The sequence below is a fragment of the Aliiroseovarius sp. B-4 genome, assembly GCF_056857795.1.
On sequence record NZ_JBSXNV010000027.1, the window covers coordinates 102466 to 122671 of the forward strand.

Here is a 20206-nt window from a genome sequence, read left to right on the forward strand (position 1 = left end):
TCTTCGATTTCATTCGTCAATGACCAATCTTAGGCGGTCTTTGAGGCGCGTATCTTGTAGCGAAAGGTCAAAACGACGCGGAATAGACAGAGCGCGCAACGCGCCGGGCGGTTTGCCGGCGAAGATCCGGCAAGCGGCGGACAAGTGAGATTGATCGTAGTATCCGGCGTCCAGCGCCAGATCGCTCAGCAGCAGGGTCTTTGACGCAAGCTGCCCGAGAGCCCGGCGAAAGCGTCGCAAGGTCGCAAGCCGCCGCCGCGACACGCCGGTTTCCGCCCGCACCTTTCGACGTTTGGTCCGGTCGCTGTAAGCTCCGGTTGGTGCGGCAAAGCGCAGGTCTCTCGCAAGGCCGTCAAGCACCGCGATGAGCGCAGGCAGGTCATCGTCCCCGTTCTGAACCCGGGCCAGTTCTGAGGCCAGCATGTCCAGCCCTTTGGAGTCGGGAAATCGCTGCGGTCGTGACGACAGTCGCAGCCCGGCCACGACACCCAGGAATGGCCTTGGGCGGGGCGAAAAATAGGGGCGCGGTTCTGCCAGCGATACGCGCCCGCCGCCGCTGTCGTCGCGCGTTACCGAAAGGGTAAAGAGGTCGGTTGCGAACCGCCCGTGTCCACCACCGCTCAGCACACCGGTATCGCGGAACACGAACAAATGGTCGATCTGTTTGGCCGCTTCCTCAGGCGGAGCCAGTTCGAGATAACGCGGCGGCTCCATCAGGTTACTTGACGAAAGCATCCCGGTTCTCGGCGACGAAATCGGCAAATCGGCGCGCCGGGCGTCCCATCACATCACTGACCGTGGTCTCGATGCCGGCAAGGTAGCCCTTGGGCGCGATGGAAGCCAATTCGACCATGGCTCTGGCGACCTCGTCCTGCATTCCGCCAGCCACCATGCCCGCCTTGGCATTTTCGGCCGACAGGGACACGCACGACACTGTTCGTCCCGTCACCCCGGACAGAAGGGCCGCGATGTCATCCCCTGCAAGAGCTTCGGGCCCGGTCAGGCCAAGAGCCTTGCCTTCGTAACCCGGAGCGGTCAGCGCCTCGGCGGCGACATCCGCGATGTCGCGGGCGTCGATCCAGGCCACGGGGCCGCCCAGATCGTCATAGTACACGGCGTCCTTTGCAATGTTGCCGGCCTGCCACAGCAGGTTCTGCATGAAATAGGTCGGCTGGACAAAGGTCCAGTCAAGGCCGCTTTGCTTCAGCAGCTCCTGGGTTTCGGAATGCCACTTTCCAAAGGTCAGCCCCGCCTTGGGCGACGCGCCAAGCCCCGTGGCCACAACGATATGGCGCACGCCCGCGGCCTTGGCCGCCTCGATCACGTTCGCCTTCCACTGGCGCATGTTCAGATGGGCAGGCGTGACCAGGTATATCTTTTCTGCCCCGTCACAGGCCCGCGCCAGCGCGGCAGGGTCCGTGAAATCCGCTGCGACCGCCTCGCATCCTTTGGCCCTTAGCGCATCTAACTTGGAGGGGGCGCTGGTGACAGCGCGCACGGACGCGCCTTTTGCCAGAAGCGTATCGACGAGGGGCGCGCCAGTCGTGCCCGTGGCTCCGAAAACAGTGATCATGACTTTTCCTTTTGCAGGTCTGCGATGGGCTGAATGGTTTCCGGGTTGCTGATCGACGACAGATCGCCCGGATCTTCACCGAGAAAGGCGGCACGCACGACACGGCGCATGGTTTTCATGCTGCGGGTCTTGGGCAGCGCTTCGACAAAGTGGATCTCGCGCGGGCGGAAGGGCTTCGAGACGATCTCTCCGACACGATCCTTGAGCCGGTTCACGAGCTCCGCGTCCGGCGACACATTTGGGGCCGCCACGCAGACGCAGACGACGGCCACGCCCTTGATGTCATCAGGTGCCGCGATGGCAGCGGCGTCCACCACCTCTCCGGTTTCGGTCAGGGCCGCCTCGATCTCGGGCGGGCCGATGCGTTTGCCGGCGATGTTCAGCGTGTCGTCCGACCGGCCCAGGATATACCATGTCCCGTCCGGATCGCAGCGCACCCAGTCGCCGTGCCGCCAGAGGCCGGGGAAGGTGGACCAGTAGGTTTCAAGGTAGCGATCGCGGTCCCCCCAGATGGCCGGGGTCAGACCCAGAGGCGGCTGGGTCACGACCAGTTCGCCGACCTCGCCCGGTGCGGCTTCGCTGCCGTCCTGGCGCAGAACCTTGGCCCCGACACCCAGGGCCTGGGCCGAAAATCCGCCGGGCTTGAGCTCGTGCAGCACGGTCGAGGTCAGGATCGCGCCAAAAAGCTCGGTCCCGCCCGAGATGTTCAGCGGCACGGCGCGGCGGCGACAGATATGATCGAGCTGCCAGAGCCAGGCATCCTCGGTCCAGGGCTCGCCGGTCGAGGCGACGATGCGCAGGGACGACAAGTCGTAGCCCGACAAAGATTCAGTATCCTGCGTCATGAACTGCCGTACCAGGGTCGGGGCCACGCCGAGATGCGTGACCTCCATCTCGGACGCAAGACGCAACAGCCTGAAGGGATCGCCGGGCATTGATGGTGCGCCCTCGGCCAGCACCAGAGTCGAACCGGACAAGAGCACCGACAAAAGGGTAAGCGGTCCCATGACCCACCCCATGTCGGTCATCCAGAGGTGCCGGTCATCCCGTTTCATGTCGAGGCAAAGCAGGAAATCGGCCGTGGCCTTGGCCTGCACGCCCAGATGGGTATGCACGACGCCCTTGGGCCGTCCGGTGGTGCCTGACGTATAGGCGATCAGAAAGGTGGCTTCGGCCTTGACCGGAACGGCGGCAAGCTCCGGACTGGCGCGGCCCACGGTTTCGCTCCAGTCCAGATCGCGGGCGGGATCGGCTACCGCACCGCCGAACCGTCGCAGGCTGATCACGGTATGAACCGATGGCACGTCGGTCAAAGCCTGGGCGAGGCTCGCCTCCATCCAGACCGGCTTGCCTCGCCGGGGTGTGGCATCCGCTGTCAGCACCGCCACGGCATCCGCGTCGTTCAGGCGCGATACGATGGCATGAGGCGCAAAACCGGAAAACAGCGGCACCGCAACCGCGCCCAGCCGGGCAATCCCCAGAAGCGCGGCCTCGATTTCGGGGATCATCGGCATATAGATGCCCACCGCCTGACCGGGCCTTACACCGCGCGTGGCAAGGGCCGAGGCAACGCGGGAGGCTTCGGCGGTAAGGTCGGAATAGGTCCAGCGGCGGCGGCTTCCGTCTTCGCCGACCCAGTCGATTGCGACCTTGTCGCCCAAGCCATCGACAATTCGGGCGTCAAGACAGGTTTCCGTCAGATTCAAAGTACTCCCGACGGCCCACCGGATCGATTCGGGCCCTTCGGAGATATCTCGCAACCGGCTGTAGGGCCGCGCGAACCGTATCCCGGCATGGTCAATGATCCGGCCCCAGAACCAGTCTGGGTCTTCATTCGAACGGCGGACGAGTTCCTCGTAACTGTCAATGCCGCAGCCCGTCAGAAATGCGGTCAGAGTGCTTGTCCGCTGGATGTCAGAGCCTGGCTGAAACATTCGCAACCTTTCTAGAATGAAAAAGGGCCGCACAAAAGGCGCGGCCAGTCGGGGAGGTAACTCTTTTGGCACGGTTTGGCAGCAACGCCTGGTGTCCGGCGCTGCTGTCATGGCTTCAACCGTGCATGGACAAGCCGCCCGAAACCGAAATCACCTGGCCGGTAATGAACCCTGCGTCGTCCGACGACAGGAAGCAGATGATGCCAGGGTAATCCGTCGGCTGCGCCAGGCGCTTCATCGGAATCGCCCGCTTGAGACCTTCGGCGATCTTTTGACCTGCCTCGCCCTCGGCAAATTGAGCGAACAGAGGTGTGTCGGTCGGTCCCGGGGCGACCGCATTCAATTGTATACCTTTGCGCGCCAGCTCGCGCGCCACGGTCTTCGTGAACGAAATGATGCCGCCCTTGCAGGCTGAATAAACCGCCTCGCCGGATGACCCGACACGACCAGCGTCAGAGGCGATGTTAACCACGCGACCGCCGCCGCTCTTGACCATGCCCGGAAGCACCGCGTGATGCATGTTGAGCGGGCCGTAAAGATTGATGTCGATAACCTTTTTCCAAAGATCGGCATCGGTGTCGAGAAACATTCTGCTGACGTCCCAGCCGGCGTTGTTCACCAGCACATCAATCGGGCCGCCGGATTCGAACTCGGCCACCGCCGTGTCGACTTGACTACGGTCGGTGATATCTACCTTGAAGGCCTGCGCCTTCCCGCCAGCCTCGGTGATCAGTCGGACAGTTTCCTCCGCCCCATCCTTGTTCAGATCGAAAACGGCAACTTCGGCGCCCTCTTCGCCGAACCGTTCGCAAACTGCGCGGCCAATGCCGCTTCCACCGCCGGTCACAATGACCCGTTTTCCACTCAACCCTCGCATGGAGGTCCTCCTCTTCCGATAAACCTTTGTCAAGAACTTGATTCGGAACGTTCCTTGGATTATTCTAACATTTGTTAGATTTAATGCAATGGACAGTCTCGTGTCCCGCAAGTATCGAAATGAAATGGTACACAAGACTGACCCCCCCAGGACACTGAGCGAAGACTTGAGCAAGTCTGAGAGGACACGTGAGGGTATCCTTTCGGCGGCTGCGCGACTTTTTCGGTATGAAGGCTATCACGCAACGACTATGCGCGACATCGCGCAGGAAGCTGGCATTGAGGCCGGCAGCATTTATTATCATTTTCAATCCAAGGACCAGATTCTGAGCGAAGTTCTCGATCTTGGCGTCCGTCAACTATATCAGGCGGTCAGTGAAATCGTTCGGTCGGCACCGACAAGTTCGGAGGATTTTCGCAAGACTTTCGGACTGCTGATTGAAACACACCTTGCCTACCTATTGACCGACAGCGACTTTACGTCAGCCAATATTCGGAACTATCCGATGTTGTCGGACGAAACACGCGCCCCGCATCGCGAATTGCGTGCATCATATGCGGGTGCCTGGGGCAAATTCCTGAATGACGCCAAACGCGCCGACCACCTTCGAAGCGACATATCCACTGCTGTGATCCGCCAGTTCATCCTGAGTGCCATGAACTGGACCGTAGAATGGTACGATGTCGACTCGTATCCGGTGCGCATACTCGCGGAACGAATGAGTAAGCTGATACTTGACGGAATGTGTCCACATCGCAAGGCGGATACCGAAGGCTTGAAGCTGTGCCCCGCCACTACCGCCAAAACCCCGGATCCCGACAGCAAGGCGGCTAAGACCCGTGCAGAAATTCTAAAGGCCGCAGCGCGCGTTCTGAGGGACAATGGCTACAAGGCGACCACGCTGAGAAAGATCGCGGAAGAAGCGGACATGAAAGCGGGCAGCGTCTATTACCATTTCAACTCCAAAGAAGCGATCGTTGACGAAGTTCTAAACGCCGGACTGAGGGACTTGCTATCAGGTGTCGAAGCCGCCGTTCGGAAATTCGATGCCCCGTACGATCATCACGCCAAGATAGCGACTGCAATCTGGGCGCACCTGGATTTCCTCTTCAAGGCAAGTGAATTCACCTCGGCGAATATCAGAAGCTATGGAATGCTCCCCAATCATTTCAGGGAGAGGCACAGGGGTATTCGCCATGAGTATGGAAAACTCTGGGATCGGATACTCCGTGAAGCTCAGGACGACGGTGCCATACGGTCGGATATCAAGATCGTCCCCTTGCGCCAAGTGATGTTGGGTGCCTTAAACTGGACGGTGGAATGGTTCGACCCGAACAAGGCAGGAGTGGAAGGATATCTATCACTGCCTGAATTCTCCAGCATGCTCATCAATCTGCTATTGGAAGGCATTTGTAACCGGGAAGCGACCCCGTCCACAGGACAAGGTAGCCCTGAAAGCGGTTGCCCCGGTCAGACCAGAAGGAAGTGATACAGCCCTTCGGCAACCGCCTTTTCCCGATCCGTCTGCCAGCTGAGCACGCTGACGCTTGCCATCCGCTTGCCTTTGCGCGTGACGTTAGCGCGCGCAAAAAGCGGTCCCTTCACACCGGGTCTGAGGTAATCGACGGTCAGGTTGATCGGCTTGGCCGGAACGTCGGCGAAATCGGGCTGTACCGCGATGGCGGCAGTGGCCTCCATAAAACTCGCGATTATGCCGCCATGGTAGTACTCCATGATCGGGTTACCGATATGGCGGTCATCAAAGGTCATTTCCGCCTCAGCATGGAGACTGTCTAGACTTCTGACCTCAAAGTTGAGAAATCGGAAGAACGGCACCCGGGATACATTGGCATTGACAGTTTGCACGTCCATCACGAGGTTTTTCCTTTTGTCATTGCGTCAAACAGGCTGGTTTCGCCGCGCGTCAATGCAAACGAGGCGGTTCCCCTAGCTATTTCAGCATCCTCATGGCCCGCGAACCAGACGCTGCCGGAATTGAAGGCGATGTGGCGGGTCTTGCGAAAACAATGCGCTTGAACGATGACATCCGCGCGCGAACGGGCCGGGCGCAGGTAATCAACTCTGAGGTCAAGAGTGGCCATGGTACTGACGCCTTCGATGGCAACAAAGTTCGCCAGTCCAAAGACACTGTCCAGAAGTGCCGTCAGGATACCACCGTGGAGCAGCGATTGTTCCGCATCGACGCAAAAGTCCGGATTGAACGGCATCCGAACCCGAACACCTTCCGTCGAGACCTCTTCGATCTCAAGCGCCATATGCGTTATCAGACCCTTGCCGCGCGCATTCCACATCTGCGCGATTTGCTCCATCTTCTTTTGGGTGATGTCTGACATGCGATCTTTCCTTTAACGCCCCGTGAAATTGGGTTTTCGTTTTTCGACGAACGCAGCAACCGCCTCGTGGTGGTCTTCGGTCTGATGCATGAGCGCCTGATAGGCCGCCGCGGAATTCAGGAAATCCGGCAGGTCCATCCGTTCGGCATTGCGCATCAGACGCTTGGCGACCCGCACCGCGCGCGGCGGTTTCGCGGCGATGACAGCGGCCCGTTCACGGGCCCGTTCCATCAATTTTTCATGAGGCACAAGTTCAAGCACCATACCAAGCTCCAGCGCTTCCTTGGCCTCGACCATGCGCCCCGAGAAGGTCAGATCGGCGGCCTTCTGGTGGCCCAGACGACGCAACAGGAACCAGCTGCCCGCATCGCCCGGAATGATTCCGAGATTCAGAAACACCTCGCCGAACCTTGCTTTTTCTGACGCGATGCGCATGTCGCACATCATGGTCAGGTCGCACCCCGCGCCCACCGCCGGGCCGTTGACTGCGGCGATCGTCGGAATATCCATGTTGTAGAGCGCAAGCGGCAGCCGCTGCACCCCATCAACATAACTCTGCGCCGCCGCCAGCGGCTCCTTGCGGAACACGCTGTCGGGATCGTTCATCTCCTTGATGTCCCCGCCTGCACAAAAGGCCGGGTCGGCCCCGGTCAGGATCATCACGCTGACCTGAGGATCGGCCTGCACCTTGGCGAAGGTCTCCAGAAGGGCAGCGATCATGTCGTTGCCGGTGACCGGGTTGCGCCGCTCGGGGTCGTTCAGCGTAACCGTAGCGATCCTGTCGGAAATCTCCAGAAGGACGGGCTGTTTATTCATTCTTGCCATCTCCCCGTTCGCGTTTCTCGAACATCGCGGGGTTGATCATGTCCCGCGCGTCATGACCCATATGCAAGGTTTCACCGCCGTCTACATAAATGTCTTCTCCGGTGATGAAACCGCCAAGTTTCGAGGCCAGGAAAATGATCGTGCCTGCGATGTCCTCGGCCGCCCCCATCCGGTTTAGCACCGAGCGGTTCAGCTTTTTCCACTGTTCCGGCGGAATCGGATAGCGGCCAAGCGCATCGGTCTTGATCGTGCCCGGCGCGACACAGTTCAGCCGGATGCCGTACTCGCCCCATTCGGCGGCCAGCGTTTTCATCATGCCCGTCACACCGGCGCGGGCGGCGACGGTGTGTGTAAAGCCGGTAAGCGCGGTGCGCGCAGAGATGGCGGTGACAAACACAACCGATCCACCATTGTCGTACATGAAGTGATCCGCCGCTGCCCGGGTCATCTGCCAAGATCCGATCAGGTTGTTGCGGATCACGGCTTCGAAGCCCTTGTTGGTGATATCGCGGGCGGCCGCGATATACTGGCCGCCGGCATTGTTCACCAAAACATCCAACTGCCCATAGTGGTCCTTGATCCGCCCCATCGCAGCTTCGATACTGTCTTCGTCGCGGGTGTCTCCGGGCACGACAAAGGCCTCGCCCCCCGCCGCCCGGATCATTTCGGCGGTCTCTTCCAGCGGCTCTTCGCGGCGCGCGAACAGCGCAAGCCTTGCCCCGCAAGCGGCCATTTCGATCGCCGTCGCCCGGCCCATTCCAGATCCGGACCCCGTGACCAGGGCAACTTGACCCGCCATGAGATCCGACGCGTAACGCCTTGATTTCGCTTCGCTCATGTTCCGCCCCTAGTTCTTCAGCAATTCGCCAGAGATGATGAGTTTGCGAACCTCCTGGGTGCCTGCGCCGACCTCAAGCACGCGACCGGTCCGGTATAGCCGGTTCACTTCTGTATCACGCATGTAACCCGAGCCGCCGTGAATCTGGACAGCTTTGTCCAGCACGAAGGATGTCGCCTCAGCGGCCTTGTAGATCGCCGCAGCGGTGAGCTTGTGTATTTCGCCGCGCCCGCCTTCGCCCTCTTCGAGGCCTTCACACATGGCAGCGGTGCGCAAGGACAGGCTCCGCGCGGCCTCGATCTGCGTATACATGTCGGCCAGCATCGCCTGAACCATCTGAAAACTGGCGATCGGTTTGCCGAATTGCTGGCGTGTCTTGGCGTAATCGATGGAAATATCCAGCGCCCGCTGCGCAATGCCCAGAGCGTTGAAACAGACGATGGCACGTTCCAGATCAAGTCCGGACATGGTAACGGCAACCCCGCCATCCAGCTTGCCGACCATGTTTCTGGCCGGAACACGGCAATCTTCGAATACCAGTTCGCCCGTCGGCGAGCCCCGGAATCCCATCTTGTTCAGCTTCTGCGCCACCTTGAAACCGGGCGTGTCGGTTTCCACGATAAAGGCGGAAATGCCCTTGGCCCCTTTTTCGGGCGATGTCTTGGCATAGACCAGCACCAGATCGGCAATCGGCCCATTGGTGATGTAGATCTTGGCGCCGTTCAGGATGTAGTCGTCGCCATCCTTTTTGGCCGTGGTCCGCATCGAGCCAAGCGCATCAGACCCCGCGCCGGGTTCGGTCAGACCCAGGGCACCCACCAGCGTGCCGTCGCACAGACCTGGCAGGTATTTTCGGCGCAACTCGTCATTGGCGTTGCGATAGATATTATTGACGCAGAGGTTGTCGTGCGCCACATGGGTCAGTCCGATGGCCGCCGAGGCGCGCGACATTTCCTCGGTGATGATACAGGCCGAGGTAAAATCGAGCCCGGCACCGCCGAATTCCGTCGGCACGTTCAGTCCCAGGTAGCCCATTTCGCCCAGCTTGGGGAAAACCGAAGACGGCAGGTCATCAGTATCGTCCATTTCCGCATTCAGATGGTGGAATTCGGACATGAAGAACTTGCCGGCCTGATCGGCCAGGGCCTGCTGTTCGTCCGTCATGAAATGTGTTGGCAGAGCGGTGTCGTTGCGCAGTTGCTTGTTCATTGTCTCGTCCCCCTCAGGCGCGCAAAAGTTCTTCGGCAATGATGATCTTGCGGACTTCGCTTGTTCCCGCGCCGATCTCCAACAATTTGTTGGCGCGGAACAGCCGGTTGATCTCGGTGTCCTGCATGTAGCCAGAGCCACCATGAATATGACAGGCTTCGGTCACCGCCTTGTTGAATGCCTCGCCTGCGTAAAGACAGGCCGCCGCGGTCAGTTTGTGGATTTCGCCACGGCCCCCGGCCCCTTTTGGTAGGCCCGTACAGGCGGCCAGTGCCCGATAACCGAATGCGCGCGCGGTTTCGACCTCGGTGTAGATCTCGGCCAGTTTCGACTGCATCATCTGGAAACTTGCAATCGGTTTGCCGAATTGTTCGCGAATCTTGGCGTATTCCAGCCCTAGTTCCAGGGCGCGTTCGGCCATGCCAACGCAGACTGAGGCAACCATAGCACGCTCCAGATCCAACCCGCTCATTACCACCGAAACGCCGGTGTTTTCCGGTCCAACCATGGCGGATGCGGGTACGCGGCAATCCTCAAACACCAGTTCTCCGGTTGGCGAGCCGCGAAAGCCCATCTTGTCAAGCTTTTGCGCCACCTTGAAACCGGGATTGTCCGTCTCGATGATGAAAGCAGAAATGCCCTTGGCGCCCTTCGACTTGTCGGTTTTGGCATAAAGCAGGATCACATCGGCAATGGGGCCGTTGGTGATGTAAATCTTCGAGCCGTTGATGACATAATCATCACCGTCGCGGCGGGCAGTTGTGGCCATGGATCCGAGCGCATCGGATCCCGCACCCGGTTCGGTCAGGCCCAAAGCACCAACCAGCTCGCCCGAGCAAAGGCCCGGCACGTATTTCTTCACATGCTCTTCGGATCCATTGCGCAGCAGGTTATTCAGGCACAGGTTGTCATGCGCCCCGTGTGAGAGGCCCACAGCCGGATTCCACTTCGAAATCACCTCGGACACCAGCGCCTGGGTGAACTCGTTCTGTCCCGATCCGCCAAGCTCTTCGGGTGCGGTAATCCCCAGCAGGCCCAGCTCGCCCATCTGCTTGAACAGATCATCGGGCCACCATTCCTCGTCATCCATACGCGCTTGCAGTGGGTGTAGCACCTCGCGCGACACCCGATCCACGTGATCGACGATCTGCCGTTGCTCATCAGTCAAAGAATAGTTCGCCCTGATGGATTCCAGATCAGCCGAGATGGCCTCACTTTGAGTGGTCATATCATCCTCCCGAAAAATGTCGTCCGCCGTGTTGACCAAAATCAAACATATGTTAGAAAATAGATCAAGCCAAGCTTTTGACGACCTGACGTAAGAAAGCGCGGTGTCCTGCAATACAGAGGGGGGGGGAGCTTCGGAAATGACTGAGAGCGTTGTTCAATCGCAGGCGCTCGGCAAAGAAGTGCGTATCACGATTCGACGTCCTGACAATCGAAATGCCCTCAACCGTGAGGTCGCAGACGGGATCATGGCCGCCATATGTGCTGCCGAGAGGGACAGCGATTGCCGCGTGATCGTTCTGACCGGCGAGGGCGAGCGCGCCTTCTGTGCCGGGGGCGACATCAAGGCGGGGGCGGATGGCGGCCCGTTTGTTCAGGATCCGGCGGACCCGGATCATTTTGCCGGAAGGTTGTTCGAGACGATACAGGCGTGCCGAAAGCCAACGATCGCGCGCATCAATGGCGTCGCTATGGGGGCAGGAGCGGGCATCATCTGTGCCTGCGATCTGGCTGTGATGGCGGATCATGCTCGCATCGGAACGCCGGAAGTGAAGGTGGGTCTGTTTCCCATGACGATCGTGCCACCCATGATGCGCGTGCTGCCCCGGCGGAGGCTGATGGAGATGTTCATCACCGGCGTTCCTCTGACGGCCGAGGAAGCCCTGCAGTTCAATCTGGTCAACTATGTGACCGATGCCGCGGGGCTGGACGACAAGGTTGCAGAACTGTTTGCCCAGATCGCCGCGCAGTCGCCGAGCGCGATCCGGCTGGGAAAATACGCCTGTCACGCGATGGAGGACATGACCTATCCGCAGCAGATGCGGTTTGCAGAAACACTGTTACCGCGTGTGGCGCAGACCGAAGACGCGCGCGAAGGCTTTGATGCCTTTATTGAGAAGCGCAAACCCGAATGGACGGGCCGCTGATCAAACGGGGAGGAGAGGAATATGTCGGAACGAAAGCTGCGCATCGGATGCGCGTCGGGTTTCTGGGGCGATACGCCGGAAGCGATCGGTCAACTGGTCTCAAAGGGCGAGATCGACTATCTGGTGTTTGACTATCTGGCAGAGGTGACAATGTCGCTGATGGCGCGGGCCCGCGCCAAAGCGCCCGAGTCGGGCTATGCGCCGGACTTCGTCAAGGCGCTGGCACCCTGGTTGTCGGATATCAAGGCAAAAGGGATCAAGGTCGTTGCCAATGCAGGGGGCGTGAACCCGCGTGGCTGCAGCGATGCGCTTGCCAAAGCCGCCGCCCAGGCCGGGATCGATCTGTCCGTCGGAGTCGTGCTAGGCGATGACCTGTTGCCCAGGGCCGATGAAATTCGCAAAAACGGTCAGACGGAAATGTTCTCGGGTGTCGCATTTCCAGATGATATCTGGAGCATGAATGCCTATCTGGGTGCCCGCCCCATCGCTGCCGCGCTGGATGCCGGGGCCGACATCGTGATCACCGGACGCTGCGCCGACAGCGCGGTCGCGCTTGGTCCCCTGATGCATGAATACGGTTGGGGCGACGATGACTGGGACAAGCTCAGCCAGGGATCGCTGGCCGGCCACCTGATCGAATGCGGCCCCCAGGGAACCGGCGGCAACTTCACCGACTGGCAGGACGTGCCGGGTTGGGACAATATGGGCATGCCCATCGTCGAGGTGTCCGAAGACGGCAGTTTCATCATGACCAAGACGCCTGACACCGGCGGGCTGGTCGTGCCCGGGTCAGTCGGAGAGCAGATGCTCTATGAAATCGGGGACCCGCGCGCCTACCTGTTGCCCGACGTGATCTGCGACTGGTCCGGGGTCACCCTGGAACAGGTCGGACCCGACCGGGTGCTGGTCAAGGGCGGCAGGGGGCTTGGGCGCACCGACAGCTACAAGGTGTCGGCGACCCATGCCGATGGCTGGCGCGCGGTCTCTACCCTGACACTGGCCGCGATTGACGCACCCGCCAAGGCCGAACGTGTGGCCGAGGCGATCCTGACCCGCTGTCGCCGGATTTTCCGCGACCGCAACATGGGAGATTTCCGGCAGGTCAGCGTCGAGGTGCTGGGGGCCGAGGCGGCCTACGGCGCAAATGCGCGCGCCCGGACCCGCGAGGTGGTGCTCAAGATCGGCGCGGTCCATGACGATCGCGCCGCGCTGAACATCTTTGCCGGCGAAATCGCACCGATGGCGATTTCGACCGCGCAGGGTCTGACCGGGTTCTTCGCCGGACGGCCAAAGGTGCAGCCGGTGGTCCGTCTATTTTCCTTCCTTCAGAGCAAGGCCGAAACCCCCGTCGCGGTCGAGGTCGACGGCAAGGATGTGCCCGTGAGCGTGGCCACTACGCCAGTCCACCTTGATCCGCCTGCCGCACCGCCCGCAGATAGCCGCGAGCCCGGTCCGGACGTTGTCAAGGTCCGCCTCGTCGATTTGGCCTGGGGCCGCTCGGGCGACAAGGGGGACATCGCCAATATCGGCATCCTCGCGCGCAAGCCGGACTACCTACCATATATCCGCTCGGCTCTCAGCGAAGAGGTGGTGAAGGACTATTTCGCCCATGTCTGCGACGGCAGGGTAGAACGGTTCGACTTGCCTGGAAGCCATTCGCTGAATTTCCTGTTGCATGAATCGCTTGGCGGTGGCGGCATCGCCTCGGTCCGCATAGACCCGCAGGGCAAAGGGTTCGCGCAGATGCTGCTTGATATCGAAATTCCCGTGCCAGCCGATCTGGCCGCACGTGACGGACTGAATGCCGCGGCCCGGAACTAAGAGGACGACACCATGACCATTTCGAAACTCCTGGTCGCCAATCGGGGCGAGATCGCGGCGCGCGTGTTGCGCACCGCTAAGGCCCGCGGGCTTGCGACTGCCGTGTTGCGTCATGTCGCCGAGCAAGAGGGGCCGGCGCATCTGATCGCAGATGAGGTCGTGATGATCGACGGCCCGACGCCCGTGGCCGCCTATCTCGATATTCCTCAGATCGTCGAAGCCGCCAAAGGGATCGGCGCGGACGCGGTTCATCCCGGCTATGGCTTTCTGTCAGAGAATGCCGGTTTTGTCGCGGCGCTGGAAAAAGCCGGAGTGACCTTTGTCGGCCCGACGTCCGAGGTCATCGACCTGATGGGGGACAAGGTCCGCGCCCGCGCCTTCGTCGAGGAACGCGGGTTTCCCGTCGCCCCCTCGGCCATCGAGGATGATGATCCGGCGAGCTTTGTCGAACGCGCCCGCGCCGTTGGCTATCCGCTGCTCATCAAGCCCTCGGCCGGCGGTGGCGGCAAGGGCATGCGCGTCGTACGCGAGGACAGCACGCTGGAGACCGAAATCGAAACCGCGCGCCGCGAAGGCGAACGATATTTCGGCGACGGGCGGCTTTTCGTCGAACGCTATATCGAACGCCCGCGCCATATCGAGGTGCAGGTGATGGGCGACGGACAGGGCAACGTGGTCCATTTCTGGGAACGTGAATGTTCGATCCAGCGCCGGTTCCAGAAGATTATCGAGGAAACGCCGTCACCGGCGCTGACCCCCGAGCAACGGGATGAGATCTGCGAGACCGCTGCCGGAATTGCCCGCGCCGTCAAATACCGCGGGGCAGGGACTGTCGAATTCATCTATGCACAGGATGGGGCCTTTTATTTCCTGGAAATGAACACCCGCCTTCAGGTCGAACATCCGGTGACCGAGATGGTAACCGGCTTTGATCTGGTTGCCGAGCAGCTGCGTGTCGCGGCGGGCGACGGGCTGAGCGCCGTGCAGGCGGATATTCCCCAAACCGGACACTCGATCGAACTGCGCATCTGTGCCGAGGATGCGACCGCCGATTTTCGCCCCGCGATCGGCAATATCCTGCTGCTGGACGAACCCCAGGGCGAGGGGATCCGCGTAGACAGCGGCATTCTGGATGGCGGCAAGGTAACGACCGACTTCGACCCGATGTTGTCCAAGCTGATCGTGCATGGCCCGGATCGCGCGCAGGCCATCGCCCGTGCCCGGAGCGCGGTGCAAAGCTATGTGATTCTCGGGGTAACGACCAACACCGGTTACCTGGATGCAATCCTTGCACATCCGGATTTCGCCTCTGGTGACGTTTCAACTGGCTTCCTGGCTGAACAATCCGAAACGCTAACCGCGCCGGGCGAAGATGTCTCTGACTTGCTGATAGCGGCGGCGGCCCTATCGGACGAGCGCCTGGTGAGTGACGTAATGCAGATACCGGAAATGTACCGCAAGATGGGTGGGTGGAGAAACTGATGCAACGGATTTTTCAGATCGACGGAGAAGAGACTGATTGCTGGCTGGGTCATGATGGCAGCCGGTTCGTGCTCAACACCCCCACTGGCGCTGTTGCCTGCCAATTGGATCCGACGGGTCTGCCGGGCGGTTACAAGCTGCGGGCCAAGGGTGTTGTGCGCGAATTGCGACTGGCCGTGGGGCCGGAAGCAACTTTTGTGCACATGGACGGGCGAACCTACGAAGTCGGGCGGGTTGATCCCGCCGAACGCCTGGCCGGAAGCGACGGTGGCGCGAGCGACGACCGATTGGTGGCGCCCATGCCGGGTGTCGTGGTGTCAGTTGCGGTTAAACCCGGCGATGCGGTTGAAGAAGGCCAGCCACTTCTGGTGATCGAAAGCATGAAGTTGGAAACCACACTGACGGCGCCGCGCGACGGGGTCGTTGCCGAAATGCCATTCGCCGAAGGCGACAGTTTTGGTCTGAAAGACATCCTGGCCCAATTGGCTCCGGAGGAGGAGTGACCATGCGCAGAATTGAAAGTCAGATCGACACCAATGCCGCCGACTACAAGGCAAATTTCGCCGCCATGTCTGAACGGCTGAAGGAATTCCACGCTCGCCAGCACGCGGCGCGTTTCGAACGTCCGCAACGCGATATCGACCGCCTCGCCCGCCAGAACAAACTGGGCGTGCGCGAGCGGTTGAAACTGCTGCTGGACCCCGGCACTCCGTTTTTGGAATTTTCAACCCTGGCGGCCTGTCGTGAATATGACGGGGTGGTGCCCGGCGCAGGCGTGGTTACGGGGATCGGCATCGTGCAAGGCCGCGAGGTCGCCATTCATGCCAATGATGCCAGCGTCAAGGGCGGTGCCTGGTATCCGCATACCGTGAAAAAGGTCGTGCGTCTTCTGGATGTCGCGCTGGAAAACCGTCTGCCGGTCATCCATATCTGCGACAGCGCGGGCGGTTTCCTGCCGCTGCAGCACGGGGTGTTTCCCGACCGGTATCTGGGCGGGCGGGTGTTCCGCAACCAGGTCAAGCTGAGCCAGGCCAATATCCCGCAGATTGCCGTGGTCGGCGGACACTGCACGGCTGGCGGTGCCTATGTGCCGACGCTGAGCGACTACAACATCATCATCGAAGGCACAGGCGCGATTTTCCTTGGCGGTCCCCCGCTGGTCAAGGCGGCTACCGGCGAAGAGGTCGGTGTTCAGGAGCTTGGCGGCGCGGTCATGCACACCTCGGTATCGGGCACCGGCGACTATCGCGCCGCGACCGAACAACACGCCTTTTCACTGGCGCGCGAGATTGTCAGCCAATGGATGCGCACCCCGAAAACGATCATCGAAACCGCCGCTTTTGAAGAGCCATACTACGACCCCAAGGAGCTTTATGGGATCATCCCCAAGGACCGGAAAACCCAGTTTGATATGCGCGAGGTTCTGGCGCGGATCGTCGATGGCTCGCGCTTTCACGAATACCAGCCCGACTATGGCACCACGATGGTTTGCGGCTTTGCCCATATCTGGGGTTACAAGGTCGGCATCCTTGCCAACAACGGGGTGCTGTTCAACGACAGTTCGCTCAAGGCAGCGCATTTCATGCAGTTGTGCAACCAGAACCGCACGCCTCTGGTCTTTTTCCAGAACATCACCGGCTATATGGTGGGCCGCGAATACGAAGAACGAGGCATCGCCAAGGATGGCGCCAAGATGCTGATGGCGCAGGGCGGCTCGGTCGTGCCGAAGTTTACCGTGATCGCCAATGCGTCTTACGGGGCCGGCAACTACGGGATGTGCGGACGGGCCTGGGACGCGCGCACGCTGTTCATGTGGCCCCAGGCCGAGATCGGCGTGATGGGGGCGGATCAGGCCGCAAATACCATGGCGGACGTCAAGATTCGGCAGCTTCAGCGCGAAGGCAAAGAGCTGACCGAAGAAGAAATCGCCGCGATCCGCGAACCGGTGCTGGAAAAATACAAGCGCGATGTCGAGGCTTATACCTCGACCTCGGAATTGTGGGACGACGGCATCCTCGATCCGGCGGACACACGCAACGCGCTTGGCATGTCGATTTCTGCCTCGCTCAATGCACCGATCGACGATCCGCACTACGGGATCTTCCGTCTGTAAAGGCTTGAGGGACGGCACACCGGGTCGGGGAGTGCCGTTCCGCGTCAAGGCGCTTCCATCTGGTGCTTTCGGAATCTGAAGTAGTCCTGACCGGTCCGGTTCCCGGACCGGTCAGGACGATGTCCGCCGCGCCTCCTGAATGGAGACGACGTCAGAGGCCGCCATGCCGGGCCGGTTTGCCTCGACCGCCTTCAGCGGCTCGACCGGCGTCAATCCGGCCAGACAGTCGCGCGCAAGTTGCTGGTATTCCGCGGTGCCGCGCGTTTTCCACGCGATTTCTTTCTCGCTGACCTCGCGGATCACCTTTGCCGGCGATCCCACCACCATCGAACGCGGCGGAATCACGGTTTCGCCACGCACAAACGCCTGCGCGCCGACAATCGATTCCGCCCCAAGCTCTACACCATCCATAATGACGGAATTCATTCCGACCAGAGCGTTCCGGCCCACTGTGCAACCGTGCAGGATCGCGCCATGGCCGATGTGGCCGTCGCTTTCCACCACGGCGTCGCGGCCGGGAAAGGAATGGATGATGCAATTGTCCTGAACATTGGCTCCATCCCCGATCACGATCCTGCCGAAATCGCCCCGCAAGCTTGCTCCGGGGCCGATGTAGCATCCATGACCCAAGATGACATTTCCGATCAGAACGGCCTGGGGGTGGACATATGTATCCTCGGGCACGACGGGTATAAAACCCTTGAACTCATAACAGTATGCCATTCCGACCACCTTTCGTAAGCTGAGTGCTAAACGCTTGTCAGCGGTTGCGCCGGGACCAGAATCCCTCAATTGTGCCGCCGATCAGGGCGTGTGGCCCGAAAACAAACACAAGTTAGAAAATAGCGCAAGCTCCCTACGTCACAGCTTGGCGATATTGACACTTCCCAAGGTTGGGATTTAAAATCTAACAAATGGTAGAAAATAGGCTGGCGGACCGATTAGGGTGGCCTGACCGAACTTGGGAGAGAGAGAAATGACAGACAAAGCCTATGTTGCAGGCGTTGGGATGGTCCCGTTCCAGAAGCCGGGAAAATCCGAAAGCTACGATGTGATGGCGACCGCTGCGACCCGGTCCGCTCTGGCAGACGCGGGGTTGGATTATGATAAAGTCCAACAGGCCTATGTTGGCTATGTCTATGGCGACAGCACCTGCGGTCAGCGCGCCCTGTACCATGTCGGAATGACAGGCATCCCGGTTCTGAATGTGAACAACAACTGCTCGACCGGATCGTCCGCCCTGTTCCTGGCCAGGCAGGCAGTTGAAAGCGGCGCGGTCGAATGTGCTCTGGCACTTGGGTTCGAACAGATGCAGCCCGGCGCAATCGGTGCGATGTTCCATGACCGGGTCAGCCCGTTTGCGGCATTCGACAGTGAAACCGACGATCTGGTTGGCCGTTCCGAAATCCCGCTGGCACTGCGGTACTTTGGCGGTGCGGGCAAGGCGCATATGGACGAGTTCGGCACACCCGTCGAGACCTTCGCCAAGATCCGCGCCAAGGCCAGCCGACATGCTGCGAAGAATCCGGTTGCCCTGTTCCGGCAGGAGGTGACGGCGGAAGATGTCATGGCCGCCCAGGTCGTCTGGCCCGGCGTCATGACCAAGCTCATGGCCTGTCCGCCAACCTGTGGCGCGGCGGCGGCGATCATTTGTTCCAAGGAATTCGCCGACAAGCACGGATTGGACAGTTCCGTTCGGATCGCGGCGCAGGCCATGACAACAGACGGACCGGAAACTTTCGAAGCCCATGACATGCGCGAAGTGGTCGGCTTTTCGATGGCCAAGCGCGCCGCCGATCAGGTTTACGAGGACGCGGGCATCGGGCCCGAGGACGTGGATGTGGTCGAACTGCACGACTGTTTCGCCCACAACGAGCTTATCACCTATGAGGCGCTTGGCCTTTGCGGTCGCGGCGAAGCGGCGAAATTCGTTGATGATGGCGACAACACCTACGGCGGAAAATACGTGACCAACCCGTCGGGCGGTCTTTTGTCCAAAGGCCATCCGCTTGGGGCGACCGGCCTAGCGCAATGTACCGAGCTCGTTCAGCAGCTTCGCGGCCAGGCAGATGCGCGCCAGGTTGATGGCGCACGTCTGGCGCTTCAGCACAATCTGGGCCTCGGCGGGGCCTGCGTCACCACGCTTTATGAAAAAGCCTGATAGCGCCTTTCGGGAGGAATCAATATGACTGGAAAACTCGACGGGCGCGTGGCGCTGGTCTCGGGCTCGGGCCGGGGCATTGGCCGCGAAATCGCTCTCAAACTGGCCTCGGAAGGGGCCCGGCTGGTGATCAACGATCTGGATGCGGATCCGGCCAATGAAACCGCCGAGGCGGTGCGCGCAATGGGAGCTGAGGCCGTGGTCTGTGCCGGCAGCGTCACCGAAGACGGTTTTGCCGAACGGTTCATCAAGACCGGCGTGGACAGCTTTGGCGGGTTAGACATCATCGTGAACAACGCAGGCTACACTTGGGATAGCGTCGTTCAGAAGATGTCCGACGAACAGTGGCAGGCGATCATCGACGTCCACCTGACGGCACCTTTCAAGATCCTGCGCGCTGCCCAGCCGGTGATCAGCGCCAAGGCCAAGGAAGAGGCCGCCGCCGGGCAAGAGGTGTTCCGCAAGGTGGTCAACATCTCGTCCATCGCAGGGACCGGCGGCAATGCTGGCCAGATCAACTATTCCGCCGCAAAGGCCGGTATCCTAGGGGTCACCCGGACGATGGCCAAGGAATGGGGCCGCTATAAGGTCAACGTCAACGCCGTCGCCTTCGGCCCGATTCGCACCCGCTTGACCGAAGGCAGCGCGGATGGCGACAGCACGATCAAGGTCGAAGAAAAAGAGATCAAGGTCGGCGTGAATCCCGATCTCCTGTCCCAGATGGAGCGCATGATCCCGCTGGGCCGGGTCGGCACTCCGGAAGAAGCTGCCGGTGCCGTCTATCTGTTCTGTGCGCCGGAATCGAACTTCATTTCAGGCCAGCACGTCATCTGCGGTGGCGGTTTCGTGATCTAAGGCATTTGCCC

At 60.6% G+C, this 20206-nt stretch carries 19 protein-coding genes; 8 read left to right on the top strand and 11 right to left on the bottom strand.

Annotated features, from left to right (window positions below):
- Nucleotides 1–9: 9 nt before the first annotated feature.
- The 4 genes from AC13C8_RS02970 to AC13C8_RS02985 form a co-directional block, all read right to left on the bottom strand.
- Nucleotides 10–735: a helix-turn-helix domain-containing protein gene (locus AC13C8_RS02970; protein WP_152467133.1), complete on the bottom strand. Its 726-nt coding sequence runs from the start codon at nucleotides 733–735 to the stop codon at nucleotides 10–12.
- Nucleotides 719–1573, bottom strand: a complete 855-nt coding sequence (locus AC13C8_RS02975) for an SDR family oxidoreductase (RefSeq protein ID WP_152467134.1) — start codon at nucleotides 1571–1573, stop codon at nucleotides 719–721. Before AC13C8_RS02975 ends, AC13C8_RS02970 begins: the two co-directional genes overlap by 17 nt.
- Complete coding sequence (locus tag AC13C8_RS02980) at nucleotides 1570–3507, bottom strand: AMP-binding protein (RefSeq protein ID WP_197918524.1); 1938 nt, start codon at nucleotides 3505–3507, stop codon at nucleotides 1570–1572. Before AC13C8_RS02980 ends, AC13C8_RS02975 begins: the two co-directional genes overlap by 4 nt.
- A gap of 115 nt (nucleotides 3508–3622) precedes the next feature.
- Entirely contained in the window at nucleotides 3623–4384 is a 762-nt protein-coding gene (locus AC13C8_RS02985; RefSeq protein ID WP_152467136.1) for a glucose 1-dehydrogenase, read from the bottom strand.
- Between the two features lie 124 nt (nucleotides 4385–4508).
- Between AC13C8_RS02985 and AC13C8_RS02990 the strand changes: the two genes are divergently transcribed.
- Nucleotides 4509–5873, top strand: coding sequence for a TetR/AcrR family transcriptional regulator (locus tag AC13C8_RS02990; protein WP_136340203.1), 1365 nt, complete (start codon nucleotides 4509–4511; stop codon nucleotides 5871–5873).
- Here the strand turns inward: AC13C8_RS02990 and AC13C8_RS02995 are convergent.
- Genes AC13C8_RS02995 through AC13C8_RS03020 form a run of 6 tightly spaced genes read right to left on the bottom strand, consistent with a single transcriptional unit; the run spans nucleotide 5855 to nucleotide 10838 of the window.
- Nucleotides 5855–6256, bottom strand: coding sequence for a PaaI family thioesterase (locus AC13C8_RS02995; protein WP_028093915.1), 402 nt, complete (start codon nucleotides 6254–6256; stop codon nucleotides 5855–5857). The genes AC13C8_RS02990 and AC13C8_RS02995 overlap by 19 nt on opposite strands.
- On the bottom strand, nucleotides 6256–6738 hold the full coding sequence (locus AC13C8_RS03000; protein ID WP_027264417.1) for a PaaI family thioesterase: 483 nt from the start codon (nucleotides 6736–6738) through the stop codon (nucleotides 6256–6258). Before AC13C8_RS03000 ends, AC13C8_RS02995 begins: the two co-directional genes overlap by 1 nt.
- Nucleotides 6739–6750: 12 nt before the next feature.
- Nucleotides 6751–7554 (bottom strand): enoyl-CoA hydratase-related protein, encoded by an 804-nt coding sequence (locus AC13C8_RS03005; protein WP_152467137.1) that lies wholly within the window; start codon nucleotides 7552–7554, stop codon nucleotides 6751–6753.
- Nucleotides 7547–8401 (bottom strand): SDR family NAD(P)-dependent oxidoreductase, encoded by an 855-nt coding sequence (locus tag AC13C8_RS03010; RefSeq protein WP_057796873.1) that lies wholly within the window; start codon nucleotides 8399–8401, stop codon nucleotides 7547–7549. Before AC13C8_RS03010 ends, AC13C8_RS03005 begins: the two co-directional genes overlap by 8 nt.
- A 9-nt stretch (nucleotides 8402–8410) precedes the next feature.
- Complete coding sequence (locus tag AC13C8_RS03015; RefSeq protein WP_152467138.1) at nucleotides 8411–9610, bottom strand: acyl-CoA dehydrogenase family protein; 1200 nt, start codon at nucleotides 9608–9610, stop codon at nucleotides 8411–8413.
- A 13-nt stretch (nucleotides 9611–9623) separates the two neighbouring features.
- Entirely contained in the window at nucleotides 9624–10838 is a 1215-nt protein-coding gene (locus AC13C8_RS03020; protein ID WP_482846341.1) for an acyl-CoA dehydrogenase family protein, read from the bottom strand.
- A gap of 139 nt (nucleotides 10839–10977) precedes the next feature.
- Here AC13C8_RS03020 and AC13C8_RS03025 point away from each other — a divergent pair, with 139 nt between their 5' ends.
- Genes AC13C8_RS03025 through AC13C8_RS03045 form a run of 5 tightly spaced genes read left to right on the top strand, consistent with a single transcriptional unit; the run spans nucleotide 10978 to nucleotide 17179 of the window.
- The gene (locus AC13C8_RS03025) at nucleotides 10978–11763 is read left to right on the top strand and encodes an enoyl-CoA hydratase-related protein (protein WP_482846342.1); all 786 of its coding nucleotides are present in this window, start codon (nucleotides 10978–10980) and stop codon (nucleotides 11761–11763) included.
- Nucleotides 11764–11784: 21 nt separating this feature from the next.
- Nucleotides 11785–13584 carry an acyclic terpene utilization AtuA family protein gene (locus AC13C8_RS03030; RefSeq protein ID WP_152467139.1) on the top strand — a complete coding sequence of 600 codons (1800 nt, stop codon included), beginning with the start codon at nucleotides 11785–11787 and terminating at the stop codon, nucleotides 13582–13584.
- Between the two features lie 12 nt (nucleotides 13585–13596).
- A complete protein-coding gene (locus AC13C8_RS03035; RefSeq protein ID WP_136340206.1) occupies nucleotides 13597–15066 on the top strand; it encodes an acetyl-CoA carboxylase biotin carboxylase subunit in 1470 nt (489 codons plus the stop codon).
- Nucleotides 15066–15569 carry an acyl-CoA carboxylase biotin carboxyl carrier protein subunit gene (locus AC13C8_RS03040; protein WP_232237131.1) on the top strand — a complete coding sequence of 168 codons (504 nt, stop codon included), beginning with the start codon at nucleotides 15066–15068 and terminating at the stop codon, nucleotides 15567–15569. The genes AC13C8_RS03035 and AC13C8_RS03040 overlap by 1 nt, the downstream gene beginning before the upstream one ends.
- 2 nt (nucleotides 15570–15571) lie before the next feature.
- The gene (locus AC13C8_RS03045) at nucleotides 15572–17179 is read left to right on the top strand and encodes an acyl-CoA carboxylase subunit beta (RefSeq protein ID WP_043753618.1); all 1608 of its coding nucleotides are present in this window, start codon (nucleotides 15572–15574) and stop codon (nucleotides 17177–17179) included.
- A 111-nt stretch (nucleotides 17180–17290) separates the two neighbouring features.
- Here the strand turns inward: AC13C8_RS03045 and AC13C8_RS03050 are convergent, their stop codons facing one another.
- Complete coding sequence (locus AC13C8_RS03050) at nucleotides 17291–17902, bottom strand: acyltransferase (RefSeq protein ID WP_043753615.1); 612 nt, start codon at nucleotides 17900–17902, stop codon at nucleotides 17291–17293.
- Between the two features lie 253 nt (nucleotides 17903–18155).
- Here AC13C8_RS03050 and AC13C8_RS03055 point away from each other — a divergent pair, with 253 nt between their 5' ends.
- On the top strand, nucleotides 18156–19340 hold the full coding sequence (locus tag AC13C8_RS03055) for a lipid-transfer protein (protein ID WP_152467141.1): 1185 nt from the start codon (nucleotides 18156–18158) through the stop codon (nucleotides 19338–19340).
- 24 nt (nucleotides 19341–19364) lie between these two features.
- Nucleotides 19365–20195 carry an SDR family NAD(P)-dependent oxidoreductase gene (locus tag AC13C8_RS03060; protein ID WP_027264429.1) on the top strand — a complete coding sequence of 277 codons (831 nt, stop codon included), beginning with the start codon at nucleotides 19365–19367 and terminating at the stop codon, nucleotides 20193–20195.
- Nucleotides 20196–20206: the final 11 nt, after the last annotated feature.

Bases quoted from the DNA above. Each gene is read 5' to 3' on its own strand.
- AC13C8_RS02970 (WP_152467133.1), bottom strand. From the start codon at position 735: ATGCTTTCGTCAAGTAACCTGATGGAGCCGCCGCGTTATCTCGAACTG.
- AC13C8_RS02975 (WP_152467134.1), bottom strand. From the start codon at position 1,573: ATGATCACTGTTTTCGGAGCCACGGGCACGACTGGCGCGCCCCTCGTC.
- AC13C8_RS02980 (WP_197918524.1), bottom strand. From the start codon at position 3,507: ATGTTTCAGCCAGGCTCTGACATCCAGCGGACAAGCACTCTGACCGCA.
- AC13C8_RS02985 (WP_152467136.1), bottom strand. From the start codon at position 4,384: ATGCGAGGGTTGAGTGGAAAACGGGTCATTGTGACCGGCGGTGGAAGC.
- AC13C8_RS02990 (WP_136340203.1), top strand. From the start codon at position 4,509: ATGGTACACAAGACTGACCCCCCCAGGACACTGAGCGAAGACTTGAGC.
- AC13C8_RS02995 (WP_028093915.1), bottom strand. From the start codon at position 6,256: ATGGACGTGCAAACTGTCAATGCCAATGTATCCCGGGTGCCGTTCTTC.
- AC13C8_RS03000 (WP_027264417.1), bottom strand. From the start codon at position 6,738: ATGTCAGACATCACCCAAAAGAAGATGGAGCAAATCGCGCAGATGTGG.
- AC13C8_RS03005 (WP_152467137.1), bottom strand. From the start codon at position 7,554: ATGAATAAACAGCCCGTCCTTCTGGAGATTTCCGACAGGATCGCTACG.
- AC13C8_RS03010 (WP_057796873.1), bottom strand. From the start codon at position 8,401: ATGAGCGAAGCGAAATCAAGGCGTTACGCGTCGGATCTCATGGCGGGT.
- AC13C8_RS03015 (WP_152467138.1), bottom strand. From the start codon at position 9,610: ATGAACAAGCAACTGCGCAACGACACCGCTCTGCCAACACATTTCATG.
- AC13C8_RS03020 (WP_482846341.1), bottom strand. From the start codon at position 10,838: ATGACCACTCAAAGTGAGGCCATCTCGGCTGATCTGGAATCCATCAGG.
- AC13C8_RS03025 (WP_482846342.1), top strand. From the start codon at position 10,978: ATGACTGAGAGCGTTGTTCAATCGCAGGCGCTCGGCAAAGAAGTGCGT.
- AC13C8_RS03030 (WP_152467139.1), top strand. From the start codon at position 11,785: ATGTCGGAACGAAAGCTGCGCATCGGATGCGCGTCGGGTTTCTGGGGC.
- AC13C8_RS03035 (WP_136340206.1), top strand. From the start codon at position 13,597: ATGACCATTTCGAAACTCCTGGTCGCCAATCGGGGCGAGATCGCGGCG.
- AC13C8_RS03040 (WP_232237131.1), top strand. From the start codon at position 15,066: ATGCAACGGATTTTTCAGATCGACGGAGAAGAGACTGATTGCTGGCTG.
- AC13C8_RS03045 (WP_043753618.1), top strand. From the start codon at position 15,572: ATGCGCAGAATTGAAAGTCAGATCGACACCAATGCCGCCGACTACAAG.
- AC13C8_RS03050 (WP_043753615.1), bottom strand. From the start codon at position 17,902: ATGGCATACTGTTATGAGTTCAAGGGTTTTATACCCGTCGTGCCCGAG.
- AC13C8_RS03055 (WP_152467141.1), top strand. From the start codon at position 18,156: ATGACAGACAAAGCCTATGTTGCAGGCGTTGGGATGGTCCCGTTCCAG.
- AC13C8_RS03060 (WP_027264429.1), top strand. From the start codon at position 19,365: ATGACTGGAAAACTCGACGGGCGCGTGGCGCTGGTCTCGGGCTCGGGC.